An 18,159-nucleotide genomic window follows, 5' to 3' on the forward strand; every position below is an offset into this window, starting at 1 on the left:
AAAAATGAAAGACAACAAGAATAAAGAATTAATAGAGGTTATTAAGCAGCAGTTAAAAAACGGCCCACAACTTCCGTATAAAGAGGGTGCATGGGAGTCGTTTAAAGAAAAATACGAAACTGCTCCGACACGCAAGGCACTAGTGCCACTTTGGGTTGCCGCGGCAGCTTCGGTGGTTGTGTTGGCATTTGGCGCTCTATTTGTTTTTCAAAATAGCAATGACGCCACGAGCATGCAGCTAACACGTTCATCTATCGATATGCCTGACTCAACGGAGAATCGCGGTGACCAAGTGCCGCACAACAATTCGACGGATATGGTTAGCGGTATTCCTTCCGGCCCGGCAAAGAGTGATCAAGGAACCGCGGGTAGTGAAGAAGAGCTAGCAATCCTAAGCTACGAGCAGCAGCACATTCTCAGTGGACGAACCCGGAGTGAAGACACGCATGACGAATTCATTAAAGAAACGCTACACGTAGCTTCGATAGCACCGATACATGTGGCAATTACACCCCAACTCGAAACTGTTAATCCTTCCGTGCGGAATAACCTTCCTATTGCACTTTTCCCGGACCGCACGATAGGCGTCACGCCTTACGAACAAAACGATCTTGTGAGCGGCAGTGAGGTGGATGAATCATACGCATATACTGCTCAGGCGGGTCGGAACATATCACCTAAAAAAGTAAGGCTGGCTAAAAATGTAAGGCTCGGCGCATTTGTAAGCCCATCGGCAACCGAACAAAGCTTTGATTTGGGAGGAGGATTAGTATTAGCCTACCAAATCTCCGATAAACTAGCTGTTCGAACTGGAGCATCATTTAATCAGTACGAGGTTGGTATATTGGGCGGATCGGCGCGCCCTGAGAATGGAACTCAGGACGCACCACCAACAGCTGCTAGTGGTGCGGCTCTCGTTTCTGAGAATGTTCCCTACCGGAAAAACAATGTCATGATGCCGAGCTTAAATTCCGTTTCGAGTAAAATGCAAACATTAGATGTTCCTTTGGAAATCAAATATAACCTTTCCAAAGATTACTACATTGTAGGGGGCGCCTCGTATGCGTTTGTTCTTTCTCAAGAGCGCTATAACTATTATTCTGAATACACCGACGCGATTACTTATTCGAGTGCATCTGATTCCGATAAACCGACAAGCACACCGCAAAAAACGGTAGAGCGAAAAATAAAAAGCGGAACGGATAACGTCGATGATGACGGTTTTGGTGGTTTTGTAAACTTTTCAATTGGGAAGAAAACCGGACTTACTAAAAACTTGAACATATCAATAGAGCCATTTGTAAAAATTCCCGTTGGTTCGTTCAAACAAACTGACATGAACTATACTAATGGCGGAATTCGTATAATTACGAATTTCTAAATTTGATCGACACGTATCCACCCCATGCCGGCGGATATTGCTCCGCGTACACCAGGGTCTCCATCTTCGAACACGAGGCAATTTTGTGGGTCGACTCCTAAATTTTCGGCCGCAAGCAAGAATGGTTGCGGAGAGGGCTTGCCTTCGGGCGTATCCCCCGCGCATACGAGCGTTTCATATTTACCTGTTAACCCGATAACTTCAAGTGTAATATTCAACGTAGACCGTGATCCTCCCGATACGATGCCAATTCTTTTTTTACCGATATTCGCTAGAAGGTGCTGTAAAACGAAATCGACTGGCTTGGTCGCACGAATGAATTGTTCGATGAAAATGGTAGATTTTCGTTTCGAAAATTCATTGATATCAAACTCCTTTTGGTAGCGCGCATTGATTTCTGTTGCTACATCGACCGTTGGCCAGCCTGCGAGTTCCTCCACAATTGCATCATCAAGGTCCACTTCATATTCCTTCGCTGCGGCAACATACGCTGCTTTGTGTGCGTGCATATTATCGGCAAGAGTGCCATCCACATCATATAATAACGCCTCAAATGGTCCCGATTTTTCTTGTAAAATATTAAATTTCAATTTTGATTCAGCATTCATAGGAGCGAAAGTATGAAATCCCGCGCAATTGCACGGGATAATGAAGCTAGATTTGCTTTCTTCTTTTCTGTTCCGTAATAATCAAGGCTAGTTCTCGGCCGGTCTGCCCACCAACCGATGTGTTTTCCTGTGCCCTACGGAAAAGATAAGGCATTACTGATTTAACGGGGCCATAAGGCACATATTTGGCGACATTGTATCCGGCGGCGGCCAGATTAAATGATAGATTATCGGACATCCCCAATAATTGCGCAAAGAAAACATGTCTATTTTTGGGAGAGATATCACGGTGGATAATCTGCTGGGCGAGTAACCTGCTACTGTCTTCATTATGCGTGCCTGCCATTAAACCGACACGATTGACGCGATCGAGGCAAAACTCGATTGCATCGTTGTAATCGCGATCCGAAGCTGCTTTGTCAACATGGATAGGTGAGGGGTACCCTTTTTCAAGCGCTCGTTCTCGTTCAATTTCCATATACGCGCCCCGAACGAGTTTCGCACCGAGATAGAAGTCTTGTGTTTGCGCATAAGAAAAATCAGCCATCAATGAAGCTAATTTATCATGGCGGTAGAGCTGGTAGGTATTATAAACAATTGCTTCTTCCTTGTTGTATCGCTCCATCATCTCCCGTGCCAAATCATCAATAGTGTCTTGCACCCATGAGTGTTCCGCATCAATAAGAATTTTTATATTCGCTTCAAATGATGCTTTACAAATACGATCAATTCGGTGATGCACACGTGAAAACTCGTCTTTCTCCAATGGTGTTAACGTGTCTCTTGCATCTAGCTTAGCAAATAAATCAAACCTCCCCAGACCAGTGGGTTTAAACACACAAAAAGAAATTAGCGGATTAGCCTTGGCATAGGCAATCGTTTGCAGAATTTCCTTACAGGTCAACTCGAAGCCCTCTTCGGTTTCTTCACCTTCTACCGAATAATCTAAAATGGTCGTGACCTGACCCTGACCGAGTTCATCGATCGTAGGTTGACAGCCATGAATTGTTTCGCCCCCGCAGAATTGTCGATAGATTGTATTTTTTATTATTCCTTGAATAGGTAATCCTATTTTTAACGCCAAATTGGTTAGTGGTGTCCCCACTTTGATCAAGGCACTACTTGACACCATTTTAAAAAGCCAATACGCTTTTTCTAGATCATTATTACTTTTGTTACGAAATGCTACTTCCGTATTATCAAAATCTAGTTTCGCCTGATTACCTCCAACGATCATATATGTAAAAATTAATGGCCAAAATTAATTATTTATTTTGATTAGCGTTATATTTACAAACGATAAATATGTCTTCAAATAAATATTATGCAAACATTTTCGTTAAAAGGAGATTACATTCAACTCATACAGTTATTAAAGGCGCTTAATTGGGTTGAACACGGTGCGATGGCCCAAATGGTTGTCCAAGAGGGTATGGTAAAATACAACGGCGAAGTGGATTTAAGAAAACGCCTCAAAGTACGCGTGGGTGATATAGTTGAGTTTGACGGGCAAAAAATAAAAATTACTTAAAAGAAATCGCAAATGGCAAAACAAATATCCAGCCTTGGTTACTCGGTTTATTTTGAAGAAGATTTAACATCACTAGAGCAGCTTATATCTTCCAGAGGATATTCACAGGTCCTTGTACTAGTAGACAGAAATACGAATGATCATTGTCTGCCTCTTTTACAAGTTATGCTTCCGAACCTAACAGATTACGATATTATCGAAGTCGACCCGGGCGAGGAGAACAAGAATATTGATTTCTGTATCGGCGTGTGGAAGACAATGTTAGACTTCGGCGTGGACAGAAAGGCATTAATGATAAATCTAGGTGGCGGCGTGGTAACTGATATGGGAGGCTTTGCCGCATCGACCTATAAGCGTGGCATCGATTTTATTCAAGTGCCAACGACGCTATTATCACAAGTCGATGCATCTGTTGGTGGAAAGACTGGGATCGATCTAGACAATGTCAAAAATATTATCGGCACCTTCACCCAGCCGCAAGCGGTTTTTATCAGCGGAAAGTTTCTTAGAACACTAGATGATAGACAATTGCGATCTGGATTTTCGGAGGTCATTAAGCATGGTTTAATATACGACAAAGACTTGTTTAACCGATGTAAGGATATTGATCCTACGAAAGACAATCTAGAGGACATCGTCTTTCGATCCGTAGAAATTAAAAATGAAGTGATTACACAGGACCCGACAGAAAAGGGGGTGCGTAAAATTTTAAATTTCGGGCATACCATTGGACATGCGATTGAAAGTCACTCTATGCTTCATGACGAAAATCCGTTACTTCATGGTGAAGCAATTGCAATAGGAATGGTTTGTGAAGCCTATTTATCATTTAAAACAAACGGACTCTCCGAAGACCAACTGAACGAAATAGTTGCTATCTTCGGCGCACGCTTTTCACATTATGCATTATCGGAAAGTAGCTACCAGGAACTATTAACACTCATGAATAATGACAAGAAAAATGAGGCAAACAAACTAGGTTTTGCTTTGTTATCACATATTGGTGCGTGTGAATATAACTTGTACGTCGACCGGGACCTAATAATTGACAGTCTTGATTTTTATAAATCTTTAAAATAACAATGAAATATATATCGAGTATTTTAACCGCATTAGTCATGCTAAGCTCTTTGAGCACAAATGCCCAAGATAAGGTTCTTATTTTTAGTAAAACGGCTGCATTCCGCCATGAAAGTATTCCAAAAGGCGTCGCTACAGTGCGTGAGATTTTGAAAACGGCACAAATAAAATCTGTACACACCGAAGACGCAGCATATTTTAACACTGATAGCTTACAACAATTTGGTGCAATTATCTTTTTAAGTACCACTGGAGATATCTTGGATAAAGATCAAAAGGCAGCCTTCCAGGCCTATATCCGCTCCGGCAAAGGGTTTGTCGGAATACATGCTGCGTCCGACACGGAACACAACTGGCCATGGTATGGTGGTTTAGTCGGTGGATATTTTTCAAGCCATCCTGCCGTCCAAGAGGGGAAAATCGACGTGGTGGATTCCGAACATGTCTCCACATCCCATTTATCAAAAATATGGTGGCATAAAGATGAATGGTACGACTATAAGGATGTACAACCGGGATTGAACATTTTAATGAAACTCGACGAGGAAAGCTATCAAGGTGGTAAAATGGGTAAATTTCATCCAGTAGCATGGTTCCATTCCTACGACGGTGGCCGTGCTTTTTATACCGGACTCGGGCATACGAACGAATCTTTTGACGTCTTGAATTTTCAAAAACATATCCTAGGCGGAGTTAAATACGCGCTAGGTCAAAAATAAGTTAATGTACCCCTACTAACCGGGGCACATTAACTTATATCCTGAACCTCAACAAATGAAGCAAATTTATCTATTTTTTGCGCTAATCTGCATTTGTCGTAGCTATAGCTCGGCCCAATCCTTAAACCCAGACCCGATACGGGTAGAATTTGAGAACGCGAAAAAGCTTCGTGATTATTTTTATGGTTTTAGCCTATATGACTTAGATAGCAACCGCTTCATAATGGGCATAAATGAAGATAAACATTTTGCGCCAGCATCTAATACAAAAGTTTTTACGTTATTTACTGTACTCAAAACTTTAGGTGATTCGATCCCAGGTATTCATTACGTAGAAAAGGGCGACTCACTCATATTTTGGGGTACTGGTGATCCTACTTTTCTACACAACCGATTAGACACAAAAAAAGTATTCGATTTTTTAAAAGGCACTCCTAAAAAGCTTTATTTTATCGAACCTGCACCCACCCAGGAGCCGTTCTATCGCAACGGTTGGTCCATCGAGGACTACAACGAATACTATCAGCCAGAAATTAGTACGTTCCCCATCTATGGCAATGTAGTTACGTTTAGAGCTTCGGCAGATCGGCTCCTCGCAACTCCCGCAGAATTCCAGCAAAACCTATCGCTTGTTTCCGATACGACCGCGAAATTTTCCATAATGCGAAACTTTGAAAACAACCTATTCACTTACAATCATACTTACATACCGCGTAACTACGTAAATGAAAAGCCTTTTCGTTATTCAAACGAACTAATGGTAAAGTTACTAAGTGACTCCTTGCATCGAGAAGTTACCATTATCGGCCAGCCGGCTTCTATTAAAGACGTTAAAACGATATATTCCGCACGTACAGTCGATATTCTGCGTCAAATGATGTTACCTAGTGATAACTTTCTGGCAGAGCAATTTCAAATGCTCGCCGCGAGGGAAAAATTTGGGTCCTTTCAAACACAGAGGCTCCGTACGTATTTCCAAGACGAATATTTCGATCTTTTTAGCGATAAAATTCAGCTATATGATGGTAGTGGTTTGTCCACGTACAACAAGGTCACCCCACGCAGCATGATCGAGGTGTTACTACTTATTAACGAGATGGTTAGCAATAGAAATGAGCTGGAATACCTTTTCCCCGTCGGGGGGGTAAGCGGCACGCTAAAAACAGCGTATAAACTAGACCAAGGACAGCCGTTCGTTTGGGCCAAAACCGGAACGATAAACGGTGTACACAATCAAAGTGGTTTTATACGTACGCGTACTGGTAGAAACCTCGTATTTTCATTTATGAATACGAATTATTTGGGATCTTCGACTCCTGTACGCCGAGAGATAGTTAAGATAGTCACCTTTATACGAGAAAATTATTAAAAGCAATGAAGGCATATTCGACAGTTTCTACTTACATTTCGCTCGATTGTTTCCTAATTATCGCGATCATTACTTTTTTCATCAAAACATATGCGCGTATTTCATAAAAACGACAAGCGTCTGATTCGTTCCTGGTCGATGTATGACTGGGCAAACTCAGCATATAACCTCGTTATCACCTCCACGATCTTCCCGGCATACTACACTGCGGTAACCCAAACTTCCGAACATGGCGACGTTGTAAACTTTTTTGGTGTGCAGGTGATCAATACAGTGCTGTCGAACTACACTCTGGCAATCGCATATCTGGTTATGGCACTCACGTTGCCATTCATCTCCTGTTATGCGGATATTCAGGGGCGCAAGAAGCAAATCATGATGTTTTTCACCTATTTTGGCGCACTGTCTTGCATGGGATTATACTTCTTTAAGCTCGAAACTTTAGAGATTTCGGTAATCTTATTCGGATTGGCGGCGATGGGATATATTGGCGGCGTATTGTTTAACAACTCTTACCTTCCAGAAATCGCCACGGTCGATCAACAAGACCGAGTAAGCGCGCAAGGGTTTGCCTACGGATATGTCGGCTGTGTTACCCTACAACTCATTTGTTTGGTCTTTATTTTGAAGCCTGACTGGTTCGGTATTACAGACCCGAGTTTCGGACCTCGATTATCTTTTCTTCTAGTTGGGCTGTGGTGGATGGGGTTTTCAACGATCCCGTTCCGCGCACTCCCAAATAACAAACCGTCAACCGTACGGCAGGCGAGGAGCTTATTTCAAACCGTTATTTTAGATTTCCGCATTGTTCTTCGTCGCATTGGGAAGAGCGATCGTATCCGTCGATTTTTACCGGCTTATTTCTTTTATTCTGCCGGGGTGCAAACGGTTATGATCGTTGCAGCCGCTTTTGGTTCCAAAGAGCTGAAACTAGAAAGTTCGAAATTAATTATTACCATTTTACTCATTCAAATCGTAGCAATTGTGGGCGCAATTGCCATGTCGAGGTTATCTGCCAAGATGGGGAATATCAAGGTTTTGTTAGCTGTTATCGTTGTTTGGATAGGGGTTTGCGTTTCAGCATTTTACGTCGAAACTGAGATGCAGTTTTATTTCTTAGCCTGTGTTGTTGGACTGGTGATGGGTGGCATACAATCGTTATCGAGATCGACGTATTCAAAATTTTTACCCAATAACATCAAAGACACGGCTTCATTTTTTAGTTTTTACGACGTTACAGAGAAGCTAGCAATCGTTATGGGACTTGTTTCTTTTGGATTAATTGAGCAGATTACCCGAAATATTCGTTATTCCGCCGTTTTTTTGACTATATTTTTTATTATCGGTGCTTTGTTGTTACTTCGCTTAAGGGGCTATAACAGGTTTTTGACGGGTAGAAAGGAAGATTAGTGCAGATTATAATAGGGGTTTTCAACGGGAATTCTTAGCTTAGCTCACAACAAATAGTGTAGGAATTCGTTTAAAATGTTAAACTTTAGCGAAATCACCTAAATAAATGGTCAGTGATATAGAAGGCGAACGCAGGCGTACTTCTTTTTAGAATCCAACCACGTAGAATGAAAACCTGCTCAAGAAATATGAAAGTAGAGATATTTATACCTTGCTTTATCGATCAACTTTTTCCTGATACAGCTTTTAACACTGTAAAGCTGCTTCAAAAAGCCGATTGCCAGGTCACCTATAACCCAAATCAGACATGCTGTGGCCAGCCGGCATACAACGCTGGCTTTTGGGATGAAGCGAAAGCAATAGGACAGAAATTTTTAAACGACTTTTCAGAAAACACCTATATTGTATCGCCTTCGGCATCATGTACCGGGATGGTCAAGACAGGATACAACCACCTTTTCACCAATTCAATCGAACATAACCGTTGCCGTAATATTCAATCGAATATATATGAGCTCAGTGACTTTTTAGTAAACGTGCTCAAAAAAGACTATTTCGGAGCCGAACTTGTTGGAACAGCTGTTTATCATGATTCCTGTTCTGGATTGCGCGAATGCAAAATTAAAGAGGAACCTCGGCAGCTTTTAAGTCATGTTGGTGGACTCGAGGTGGTCACTATGCGTGACCAGGAAACATGTTGCGGGTTTGGTGGAACGTTTGCCGTTAAATTTGAAGGGATTTCTACCGCAATGGCTGAGCAAAAGGTTCAAAATGCATTAGCTGTTAAAGCAGACTATATTATCTCTACCGATAGCTCCTGTCTTTTACAGCTCCAAAGTTACATCGATAAGCATCAACTCGCTATAAAAACTAAACATCTAGCCGATGTGCTGACATCTGGCTGGGCAAATATTTAACACAAAAACTAGAAAAAAATGAACTCAAGAAGAAGCTTTTTGAAAAACGTCGGGCTCGCAACAGCCGGACTAGCTTTAGCGCCAACCTTAGATCTTTTTGCTGCTAAAAAATCATTCTTTGATATCTCATTAGCAGAATGGTCGTTGCACCAAACGTTATTTAAGGGCGATTTAAAGAATATTGATTTCCCAGAATTATCTGCAAAAAAATTCGGAATCTATGGCGTAGAATATGTCAACCAATTTTTTAAGGATAAAGCGAAAGATATGACGTACCTAAAAGATCTTAATAACCGCGCGAAAGATAACGGCGTGACCAATGTTCAAATAATGATCGACGGTGAAGGCAACTTAGGTGATGAAACGGAGGCAAAGCGCTTAGAGGCTGTTGAAAATCATTACAAATGGATCGATGCAGCAGCTTTTCTGGGTTGTAAGTCAATTCGCGTTAACGCAGCCGGCAAAGGCACACCGGAGGAGGTAAAGAAACACGCTGTAGAGAGCCTTAGTACCCTGGCTGATTACGGTAAGAAAGCAAAAATTAATGTAATCGTCGAGAATCATGGGGGAATCTCATCACATGGCGACTGGCTTTCTGACGTGTTAAAAACAGTGAACAAGAAAAACTGTGGAAGCTTGCCTGATTTTGGAAACTTCTATGAATATGATCGCTACCAAGGGGTGACTGATTTAATGCCTTATGCAAAGGGTGTGAGTGCAAAAACACATGATTTCGACGCTCAGGGTAATGAAACACAAATTGATTATATGCGTATGATGAAGATTGTTAAAGATGCAGGTTTCAAGGGGTGGGTCGGAATCGAGTATGAAGGATCCAACTTGCCAGAGGTCGAAGGTATTATTAAAACAAAAGAACTTCTAGAGCGCCTAAAAACAATTTAGTCGCAAAACAAGCATAAAGCTTTTCTTTAACTACAAAATATTAGATCTCCAAATTACAGGATTTTCGCGTGTTAAAGAAAAGCTTTGTAATTTACCAACTATGTAGCAAAAGTATATCGATCACGTTATTTCAAAGCATGCGGTACATAGTCAATCGGTAATCGAAATTTTACAAAATAATATGTGCGATTGCTTGACGATATTAGTGAAGAAAGTTTATGGTATTCGCAAAACCAATTATGATTATTTTATAAAAATATACACCCGTTTTTAATTGTGGTATTGATACAGTATTTTAGCGTATGTTGAGAAACGTGCGCACACACTTATAAGTGGTTCAGCAATTTACAGTAAGAGGATATTATTGATCGAAAATTAGCATTCAATTGTTTGACGTATTTTGAATTATTTTACTGGCGCTTTTACAATCCATATTTGCGTTAAATCAAAGCTCTAAGCAGAGCCCATAGGGTACATTTTACACTATCCATTGCAGATTATAATATATCGAATCTTTGACAAAATTTAGATTTTTTGTTTTCTTTGTACCGTTAAATCCAAATCATTCATCAGAAATGTACAACGAATGTTTTGTAAATTTAAGTCTTAACTAAAAAATATGATTCAAGATAAAGATGATGCTCTAGTAAGCCATCTTGCCAAGCAAGGTATAGATGACACAATGGTAATGGGCCATCCAGCCAGTTTGTTTGTATTGTTCTTCACCGAGATGTGGGAACGATTCAGTTATTACGGCATGCGTGCGCTACTAACTGTTTTTTTAATTACAGAGATCGCTAAAGACGGTTGGGGTTGGTCGAACGAGAGTGCGATGCAGCTCTACGGTTGGTATACGGGGCTCGTGTACCTAACTCCTTTGATCGGCGGAATTATCGCCGATAAATTGACAGGCTATCGGCAAGCAATCGCAATCGGGGCGCTAGTGATGACATTAGGACATTTGTCGATGGCATTCGAAGGTATTAATGAGAATTTTTTCTATCTTGGTTTAGTCCTCATGATATTAGGAAACGGTTTATTTAAACCAAATATTTCCTCTATGGTAGGGCAGTTGTATCCCGACACAAGTGTGAAAAAAGATGCCGGATACACCATATTCTACATGGGGATTAATGCAGGTGCTTTTCTAGGAATGCTACTTTGTGGTTATATCGGAGAGAAAGTTGGCTGGCATTTTGGCTTCGGTTTAGCCGGTGTATTTATGTTCTTCGGAATGTTGCAATTCTATTTCGGACGTAAAATTTTTGGTGTGATCGGTGAGAAGCCTAATACGGTTCATAACGAGAACGAACACATCGAGAAAGTGGATGAAGAGGAATTGCCTAAAAAGGTTATTAACGATCGTTTAGTTGTGGCCGGTGTGTTGATGGTAGCTAGTTTATTTTTCTTCTTTGCTTTCGAACAAGCAGGTGGATCGATGACGATCTTTGCAAAAGATTACACCCAGCGCGTCTTAGACGGTGATTCCGGCACCATTTTTAAATGGATCGATGCAGCTTTGACAATTTTTCCGATATTGATTGTGACCTGGGTTTTATATGGTCTAGGAAAGAAAATTGCGAAGCAATATCCACTAACGATCTTGTTTACCTCTATTTCATTTGTATTCATCTGGGCTTTAGGATTATGGAAAGTATATAATGAATATACGCTTGAAGCGACGGAAGTAACGGTTTCGTGGTTCCAAATTTTAAATTCGTTCTTTATTATTACACTCGCTTCCTCTTTTAGTAAAGTTTGGGAAAAAGTATGGAACCCCTCAGGACCAGTAAAATTTGCGATGGGACTCGCCCTGGTGGGCGTCGGATTTATTGTCTTAGCCTTTGGTGCTAGCTCCATCCCTCAGGGAGCGAAAACGGCATCGGTCAGCATGATATGGCTAATATTAGCGTACTTTTTTCACACCAGCGGTGAACTATGCCTATCTCCTGTGGGACTATCTTATGTATCGAAGTTATCGCCTAAAAAATTAGCAGGTTTACTGTTTGGTCTTTGGTTCACAGCCTCGGCAATTGCAAACTTCATTGCCGGAATGACCGGCTCATATATTGATAAGATTTCTCAAACGTACTCCATGTCTACTTTTTTTTATATCATCGCTGCAATACCTATCGCAGCCGCATTACTTCTTCTATTGTTCAATCCGAAATTGAAGAAAATGATGCATGGTATAAATTAATAGTAGCTGTCAATCAAAAAAGTTGCTCGTAATCTTATGGCGAGCAATTTTTTTTATTATGCCTTAGTTTTCGCCCTTTTGATTAAATTTGGATTCTGCTCCCGTATTTTTTAATTTAACAGAAACACACCGTGGCCGACAGTTTAGTCATCATCCCAACATATAACGAAAAAGAGAACATCGAAAAGATTATACATAAGGTTTTTTCGCTCGGGACACCCTATGATATCTTGGTCGTTGACGATGGATCGCCTGACGGAACGGCGGCAATTGTCAAGGGACTCCAATCGGATTATCCAGAACAGTTATTTATCGAAGAAAGAAAAGGAAAACTGGGGTTAGGGACGGCGTATATTCATGGTTTCAAGTGGGCTTTGGCACGAGCGTATCAGTACATATTTGAGATGGATGCGGATTTTAGCCATAACCCCGAAGATTTACTCCGCCTGCGTAATGAATGTAGCCAGGGTGGTGCGGACATGGCAATAGGTTCGCGATATATTAAGGGCGTCAATGTTGTAAACTGGCCGATGAATAGGGTACTGATGTCTTACTTTGCATCTGTATACGTCCGTTTTATCACCGGAATTAACATTCAAGATGCGACAGCCGGCTTTGTATGTTTTACCCGGCCGGTGTTGGAGAAAATCCCTTTAGATAAAATTCAATTCGTCGGTTATGCTTTCCAAATTGAGATGAAATTTAAGGCCATCCAGTATGGTTTTAATGTGACAGAAGTTCCCATAATATTTACCGACCGCACAGACGGCGTATCAAAAATGAATACCGGAATTTTCCGCGAAGCATTTTTCGGAGTCATCCAACTCAAACTCGAGAGTTTATTTAGAAAGGATAATTGATTAACTTAGTTGCGACAATAATACCCGCTATGAACGAAAATCTTGATCCCAGCCCGGAACGCTTAAACCCCATTGACAAGGATATCGAAAGAGCCTTACGTCCGCAGGCTTTTGAAGATTTTACTGGACAGCAAAAGATCTTAGAGAATCTCTCCATATTTGTAAAGGCAGCAAAGCTGCGTGCTGAAGCCCTAGATCATGTATTATTACATGGCCCTCCGGGTTTAGGAAAAACTACTTTATCGCATATTATTGCAAATGAGATGGGCGTTAATATCAAGATCACTTCTGGTCCCGTGTTGGATAAACCAGGCGATTTGGCCGGTCTCCTAACGAATTTGGAGGAAGGTGACGTTTTGTTTATTGACGAAATTCATCGACTGAGTCCAGTTGTCGAGGAATACTTGTATTCAGCGATGGAGGACTTTAAGATTGACATTATGCTTGAAACGGGCCCTAACGCACGCTCTGTTCAAATTTCGCTTAACTCTTTTACGCTTATTGGTGCCACCACGCGCTCGGGCTTATTAACAGCGCCGTTGCGCGCCCGGTTCGGTATAAATTCCCGTCTACAATATTACGATGCGAAACTATTGACGTCTATCGTACTTCGTTCCTCATCAATATTAAACACACCAATAAGTGATGAAGGGGCCTATGAAATTGCGAGGCGTAGCCGTGGTACACCACGTATTGCCAATGCACTTCTTCGCAGAACACGCGACTTTGCCCAGGTAAAAGGCACAGGCGAAATTGACCAGGCTATCGCTAAGTACGCACTTAACGCTTTAAATGTCGATGAATATGGATTGGACGAAATGGATAACCGTATTCTTTCGACCATTATAGAAAAATTTAAAGGTGGGCCAGTGGGCCTGAAAACAATTGCTACGGCCGTAGGGGAGGATGAAGGAACTATTGAAGAAGTTTACGAACCGTTCCTTATTCAAGAGGGATATTTGATGCGCACTTCGCGCGGACGAGAGTGTACCGATCTTGCCTATCAGCATCTTGGAAAGGCAAACTTACGTAATGGAAATACGTTATTTTAGAGACTTCGACCTTACGAGATATTTCGAGGCTAACAACCTCAAATGCACCTTTTCTAATTGTTAAAATAACTACTGAATTCGTTTCCGTATTTGTTTTGAGCGGGCAACAAGAGCAGCACTTGCATCGATTAAAAGGTAGTCTATCTGCGCCTGAAGTTCGGTCTTGATCCAAGGAGCATGCGTATTAAAATTTGCAATAATATCTAAACAGTTAACTTTGGCAGCCACAGGGCATTGCGGATCGATCACCCAATTAAAACACACTCCAACCAATCGATCAATCTGTTGACTGGTATGTGTAATCCTATTTTTTCCGTTGCTTGCAAGCATGGCTAATTTTGTCAGGCAGCGTATTGCACTCCAGTTTTTTTGATTCTCCAGCGTGTTGATATATTGATCATATATATTTGTAATAATCGAAGGGTGCTTTAAAACCACGTGTTCCAAAAGCCAGGCCGAACGGAAAGAAACAACTGAATCATTAAACAAGCTATAATCCAGTAGAATACTAGGGGTGAGGTTGTTGTCTTCTAACAGTTGAAGGTCGAAATCCTTTACTTTTACCAGGCGAATCCCGTGGTTGAGAAAATTGACAACATCCTTTTCACTCCTCCTCATAAAACTTCGGGCTAAAGTTGACCAAAAATAACTCTTCACGTGCACGCGTTATTGCCGTATAGAGCCACCTCAAGAATTCCGTATTGAGCATCTCATCATTCATATACCCTTGATCTACGAACACACAGGGCCACTGTCCACCTTGCGCTTTGTGACAGGTAATGGCGTAAGCAAACTTTATTTGAAGCGCATTATAATAGGGGTCTTTTTTTATAGCCTCTAACCGATCTATTTTCAATGGTATATCACTGTAATCTCGTACAATAGACTCATATAGCTGTTTCGATTGTTCACGAGGAAAGTTCGGGGCATCGACGTAGATGCTATCCAGTAACACGCGGCAAACAATGGGTTCTAGTTCGTCATCATCAATAAATTCGAGCGAAATATCTGCAAAGCGAAAACCATGCTGCTCATGTACATTACTTACTTTTCGAACTTTTGCCTGATCGCCATTCGCAATAAACCCAGTGTTTTTTTCATCATGTTGCTGCAACCAGTAGTAGTTATTACGGACGACCATAATTAAATCTCCACCAGTAATTTCCTCCTCGCGGAATAATATCTGATTACGAATGTGCTGATTATACAAATTAGCAGACTTATTCGATCGGCAGATAACAATGCTATTTTCGATATTAAACTTATCATAACTGTAATGCAATCCTTCAATCAAACGGTCTCCATTCATTCGAAAGATATCTTTAAAACCGTTAGTTCGAAAATGAGGAAAAGGCAAAGACGATTCAGGGTTCTCCAAGCGGATATCGTTACGAACCTGTGTTGCGTTAAATAATATCCCAGAATCGAATTGCTGACGAACCACTTCCTTTAATTCATAATGCATGATATGCAAATGGTAATTGGTAGTTAAATAACTCGGATCTAACGCAGGACTTTCTACCATGCCCACCGGCGGAAGCTGCGCAGTATCCCCAACGAACATTAAACAGCAATTTTTCCCCGACCGTACGTAACTAATTAAATCACTTAATAGACTACGTGAAAAGAAGTGAACACCTTCGTCGGCTATCATCGATGCCTCATCAATAATAAACAAAGTGTCTTCATGTAGATTTTCCGCCAGCACAAAGTCAAGATCCATCGTGGCAGCCGTTTTCTTGCGATAGATCTTTTTGTGAATAGTAAAAGCCTTTCTGCCTGAATAATAGCGCATAACTTTAGCAGCCCTGCCCGTAGGAGCAAGTAGTACCGATCGTTTGCGGAGTGATGGGAGTACACGTACGAGTGCGCTTATTAATGTCGTTTTTCCGGTTCCAGCATAACCTTTAAGCACAAAGCAAGTATCCTGACGAAAGGTCATAATGAATTCCTCTAGTAACGCAATAGCCTGGCTCTGCTGGCCGGTTGGAGGCCAGGGCAATTGTTGTTTAAGAAGGTTCTGGATGTGCATAGCCAAAGTTATTCAAAAGGTTGATCAATTCAATTGGAAATCTTATTTTTGTTAATTAAGAATGGAGTTTCTTCGTTTATTGGTTACCTTGTCGTTTGGCAGCCAATTTCTATATTAGAGGAAGGCAATAAGATGGCGATACTGGATGGGCAGCAGTAAAGTCCTTATCTAGAATTTGATTCGTTAAAAGCACAGGATTCAAAACATACATGAAATATACATCTAAGAATTTTCATTTACATTATATACCGCAATACAAATTGCTCATAAAAACCGGTTTTATAGAAGAAACGCTAGTTGTGATCGATGAAAGTAATGAAGTTCAAGTCCTTCATTCCTACCCATCCAACCAGCCCGATAGCGCGGCAACAAAACTATTAGGGCTCCCGTTCCAGCAAGTCTTCATCACATTAGCGCTACAGGGCCTCGTGTTTATTCCGAGCGAAGTTTACAATGAAAATGACCGGTCCTTGTATCAACAATTTCTGCCTGATGATAATCTCTCTCGGACACACAAGGTAGATATTGATAGTATCGATGTCTCGGGATGTTATCAATTTGATTTGCTAACGCATAATAAATGGAAATCAATCTTCCCGAAAGCAATTTTTGTCGCGAATTTCAGTATCGTATTGCAGCAAGCACAAGCTCATATCCCACTGCAAGGCGAGGTTTTTGGCATACATATGAACGACAATCAAGCAGAGCTTTTCGCTTTTAAAAATGGTAAATTTCAGTTCTATCAAATATTTGATGTTCACAGTAAGAATGACTTGAACTACTTCATTTTAAATACGTGTAATTCAATAGGTATATCACCTAAGATGAACAAGATTCTTGTTTCGGGATTAGCGATGGATCATGAATATACGATGCTCCTTGAAGGTTTTTCGACGAACCTTGTATTTATAAAACCGACAACAAATGTTCATAGCGAAGAGGAAAAAGTGAACGAGAAATTAGACCCATTAAATACACTTATAGATAGTCAATTATGCGCATAATCGGTGGAAAACTTGGTGGAATACGTTTGACGCCTCCGACGAAGTTACCGGTAAGACCAACGACTGATATCGCGAAAGAAGCACTTTTTAATATTCTGGAAAATAGAATTGAACTACCGGAGTCGGTCTGTTTGGATCTTTACACCGGTACCGGAAACATAGCCTTCGAACTCGCTTCACGAGGCGCGAGATCGGTCCAGAGTGTTGACAGACACTTTAAGTGCTTGCAATATATCGCCGAAACCGCCAGAAAGTTAAAAGTGGAGGATATCATAAAAACGAAGAAAGCTGATGTGATGAAATTTATTGCAAGCAGTAAACGACAATACGATCTTATTTTTGCTGATCCACCATACGATATTGATGAACTACCCGCGCTAGCAAATCGCATTCTCGATCAGGGAATGCTCCGTGACGATGGATTGCTCATTGTGGAACACCCTTCACTGCGTAAAATGGAAAAATCAACTTTGTTACTTGAAACACGCAAGTATGGGAATTCGTCATTTAGCTTTTATCAAAAATCGCCACAATAAAAACCACTATCAATTATGAAAACTGCCGTTTTTGCAGGGTCATTTGACCCTTTTACTTTCGCTCATAAAGATTTAGTTGAACGAGGTTTAGAACTTTTCGATAAAGTAATTATTGCGATTGGTGTAAATAGTGCCAAAAAAGGGTTGATGAGTTCCGACCAAAGGGTAGAAAGTATTAACGAGTTATTTCACGGTAAGTTGGGCATCGAGGTTACGCAATTCACTGGTCTTACGGTTGATTTTTGCCGTAAGAGCGGCGCACGGTATTTACTTCGCGGATTGCGCAATACCAATGACTTCAATTTTGAAAACGCCATCGCACAGAACAATCTACTATTAGCACCCGAGATAGACACGTGCTTTTTGATGGCCCGATCCGGACTGGGGCATATTTCCTCGACTATTGTCCGTGATATTATTCAAAATTCGGGCGATGTGACGGCACTTGTCCCAAAAGAAATAATAAAGCACATTACCGTTTAATTCCCAATATAATTCAGCGTCTGGATAACGAATAATTGACCAATTAACTCTTTTTCAATGTAGGCTTGTAAGCT

At 41.0% G+C, this 18,159-nt stretch carries 18 protein-coding genes; 14 read left to right on the forward strand and 4 right to left on the reverse strand.

The window, feature by feature from the left end; translation table 11 throughout:
* Positions 1-4 precede the first annotated feature (4 nt).
* The gene (locus tag FM107_RS08050; RefSeq protein WP_086948007.1) at positions 5-1,381 is read left to right on the forward strand and encodes an outer membrane beta-barrel protein; all 1,377 of its coding nucleotides are present in this window, start codon (positions 5-7) and stop codon (positions 1,379-1,381) included.
* On the opposite strand, the gene FM107_RS08055 is transcribed toward FM107_RS08050, so the two are convergent.
* On the reverse strand, positions 1,378-1,989 hold the full coding sequence (locus FM107_RS08055; protein WP_086948008.1) for an HAD family phosphatase: 612 nt from the start codon (positions 1,987-1,989) through the stop codon (positions 1,378-1,380). The two genes, FM107_RS08050 and FM107_RS08055, sit on opposite strands and share 4 nt — an antisense overlap.
* Before the next feature lie 46 nt (positions 1,990-2,035).
* Positions 2,036-3,226 carry a proline dehydrogenase family protein gene (locus FM107_RS08060; RefSeq protein WP_086948009.1) on the reverse strand — a complete coding sequence of 397 codons (1,191 nt, stop codon included), beginning with the start codon at positions 3,224-3,226 and terminating at the stop codon, positions 2,036-2,038.
* Between the two features lie 87 nt (positions 3,227-3,313).
* On the opposite strand from FM107_RS08060, the gene FM107_RS08065 reads away from it, so the two are divergent.
* The 10 genes from FM107_RS08065 to ruvB all read left to right on the forward strand — a co-directional run bounded on the left by FM107_RS08065 (position 3,314) and on the right by ruvB (position 14,030).
* Positions 3,314-3,520: an RNA-binding S4 domain-containing protein gene (locus FM107_RS08065; RefSeq protein WP_086948010.1), complete on the forward strand. Its 207-nt coding sequence runs from the start codon at positions 3,314-3,316 to the stop codon at positions 3,518-3,520.
* Between the two features lie 12 nt (positions 3,521-3,532).
* Positions 3,533-4,600: a 3-dehydroquinate synthase gene (gene aroB / locus FM107_RS08070; RefSeq protein WP_086948011.1), complete on the forward strand. Its 1,068-nt coding sequence runs from the start codon at positions 3,533-3,535 to the stop codon at positions 4,598-4,600.
* Between the two features lie 2 nt (positions 4,601-4,602).
* Positions 4,603-5,319: a ThuA domain-containing protein gene (locus tag FM107_RS08075; protein ID WP_086948012.1), complete on the forward strand. Its 717-nt coding sequence runs from the start codon at positions 4,603-4,605 to the stop codon at positions 5,317-5,319.
* Positions 5,320-5,374: 55 nt separating this feature from the next.
* Positions 5,375-6,688, forward strand: a complete 1,314-nt coding sequence (locus FM107_RS08080; protein WP_086948013.1) for a D-alanyl-D-alanine carboxypeptidase/D-alanyl-D-alanine-endopeptidase — start codon at positions 5,375-5,377, stop codon at positions 6,686-6,688.
* A 90-nt stretch (positions 6,689-6,778) separates the two neighbouring features.
* On the forward strand, positions 6,779-8,098 hold the full coding sequence (locus FM107_RS08085) for an MFS transporter (RefSeq protein WP_086948014.1): 1,320 nt from the start codon (positions 6,779-6,781) through the stop codon (positions 8,096-8,098).
* Positions 8,099-8,286: 188 nt separating this feature from the next.
* The gene (locus tag FM107_RS08090; RefSeq protein ID WP_086948171.1) at positions 8,287-9,015 is read left to right on the forward strand and encodes a (Fe-S)-binding protein; all 729 of its coding nucleotides are present in this window, start codon (positions 8,287-8,289) and stop codon (positions 9,013-9,015) included.
* 18 nt (positions 9,016-9,033) lie between these two features.
* Positions 9,034-9,918 (forward strand): sugar phosphate isomerase/epimerase family protein, encoded by an 885-nt coding sequence (locus FM107_RS08095; protein ID WP_086948015.1) that lies wholly within the window; start codon positions 9,034-9,036, stop codon positions 9,916-9,918.
* Positions 9,919-10,537: 619 nt separating this feature from the next.
* Positions 10,538-12,118 (forward strand): peptide MFS transporter, encoded by a 1,581-nt coding sequence (locus FM107_RS08100; protein WP_086948016.1) that lies wholly within the window; start codon positions 10,538-10,540, stop codon positions 12,116-12,118.
* A 131-nt stretch (positions 12,119-12,249) separates the two neighbouring features.
* On the forward strand, positions 12,250-12,978 hold the full coding sequence (locus FM107_RS08105; RefSeq protein WP_086948017.1) for a polyprenol monophosphomannose synthase: 729 nt from the start codon (positions 12,250-12,252) through the stop codon (positions 12,976-12,978).
* Positions 12,979-13,007: 29 nt separating this feature from the next.
* Positions 13,008-14,030, forward strand: coding sequence for a Holliday junction branch migration DNA helicase RuvB (gene ruvB, locus FM107_RS08110; protein ID WP_086948018.1), 1,023 nt, complete (start codon positions 13,008-13,010; stop codon positions 14,028-14,030).
* 69 nt (positions 14,031-14,099) lie between these two features.
* Here ruvB and FM107_RS08115 read toward each other — a convergent pair whose 3' ends face one another.
* Complete coding sequence (locus tag FM107_RS08115; RefSeq protein ID WP_086948019.1) at positions 14,100-14,648, reverse strand: hypothetical protein; 549 nt, start codon at positions 14,646-14,648, stop codon at positions 14,100-14,102.
* Positions 14,635-16,062, reverse strand: coding sequence for an ATP-dependent RecD-like DNA helicase (locus tag FM107_RS08120; protein WP_086948020.1), 1,428 nt, complete (start codon positions 16,060-16,062; stop codon positions 14,635-14,637). Before FM107_RS08120 ends, FM107_RS08115 begins: the two co-directional genes overlap by 14 nt.
* Positions 16,063-16,271: 209 nt before the next feature.
* Here FM107_RS08120 and FM107_RS08125 point away from each other — a divergent pair, with 209 nt between their 5' ends.
* The 3 genes from FM107_RS08125 to coaD are packed head-to-tail and all read left to right on the forward strand — an operon-like array spanning position 16,272 to position 18,085.
* Positions 16,272-17,066: a DUF3822 family protein gene (locus tag FM107_RS08125; RefSeq protein WP_086948021.1), complete on the forward strand. Its 795-nt coding sequence runs from the start codon at positions 16,272-16,274 to the stop codon at positions 17,064-17,066.
* A complete protein-coding gene (gene rsmD, locus FM107_RS08130; RefSeq protein WP_086948022.1) occupies positions 17,057-17,602 on the forward strand; it encodes a 16S rRNA (guanine(966)-N(2))-methyltransferase RsmD in 546 nt (181 codons plus the stop codon). Before FM107_RS08125 ends, rsmD begins: the two co-directional genes overlap by 10 nt.
* A gap of 15 nt (positions 17,603-17,617) precedes the next feature.
* Positions 17,618-18,085 carry a pantetheine-phosphate adenylyltransferase gene (gene coaD / locus FM107_RS08135; RefSeq protein WP_086948023.1) on the forward strand — a complete coding sequence of 156 codons (468 nt, stop codon included), beginning with the start codon at positions 17,618-17,620 and terminating at the stop codon, positions 18,083-18,085.
* The last annotated feature ends 74 nt before the right edge of the window (positions 18,086-18,159 follow it).

Origin of the sequence: Sphingobacterium sp. JB170, from assembly GCF_900163865.1 — a bacterium.
GTDB lineage: Bacteria > Bacteroidota > Bacteroidia > Sphingobacteriales > Sphingobacteriaceae > Sphingobacterium.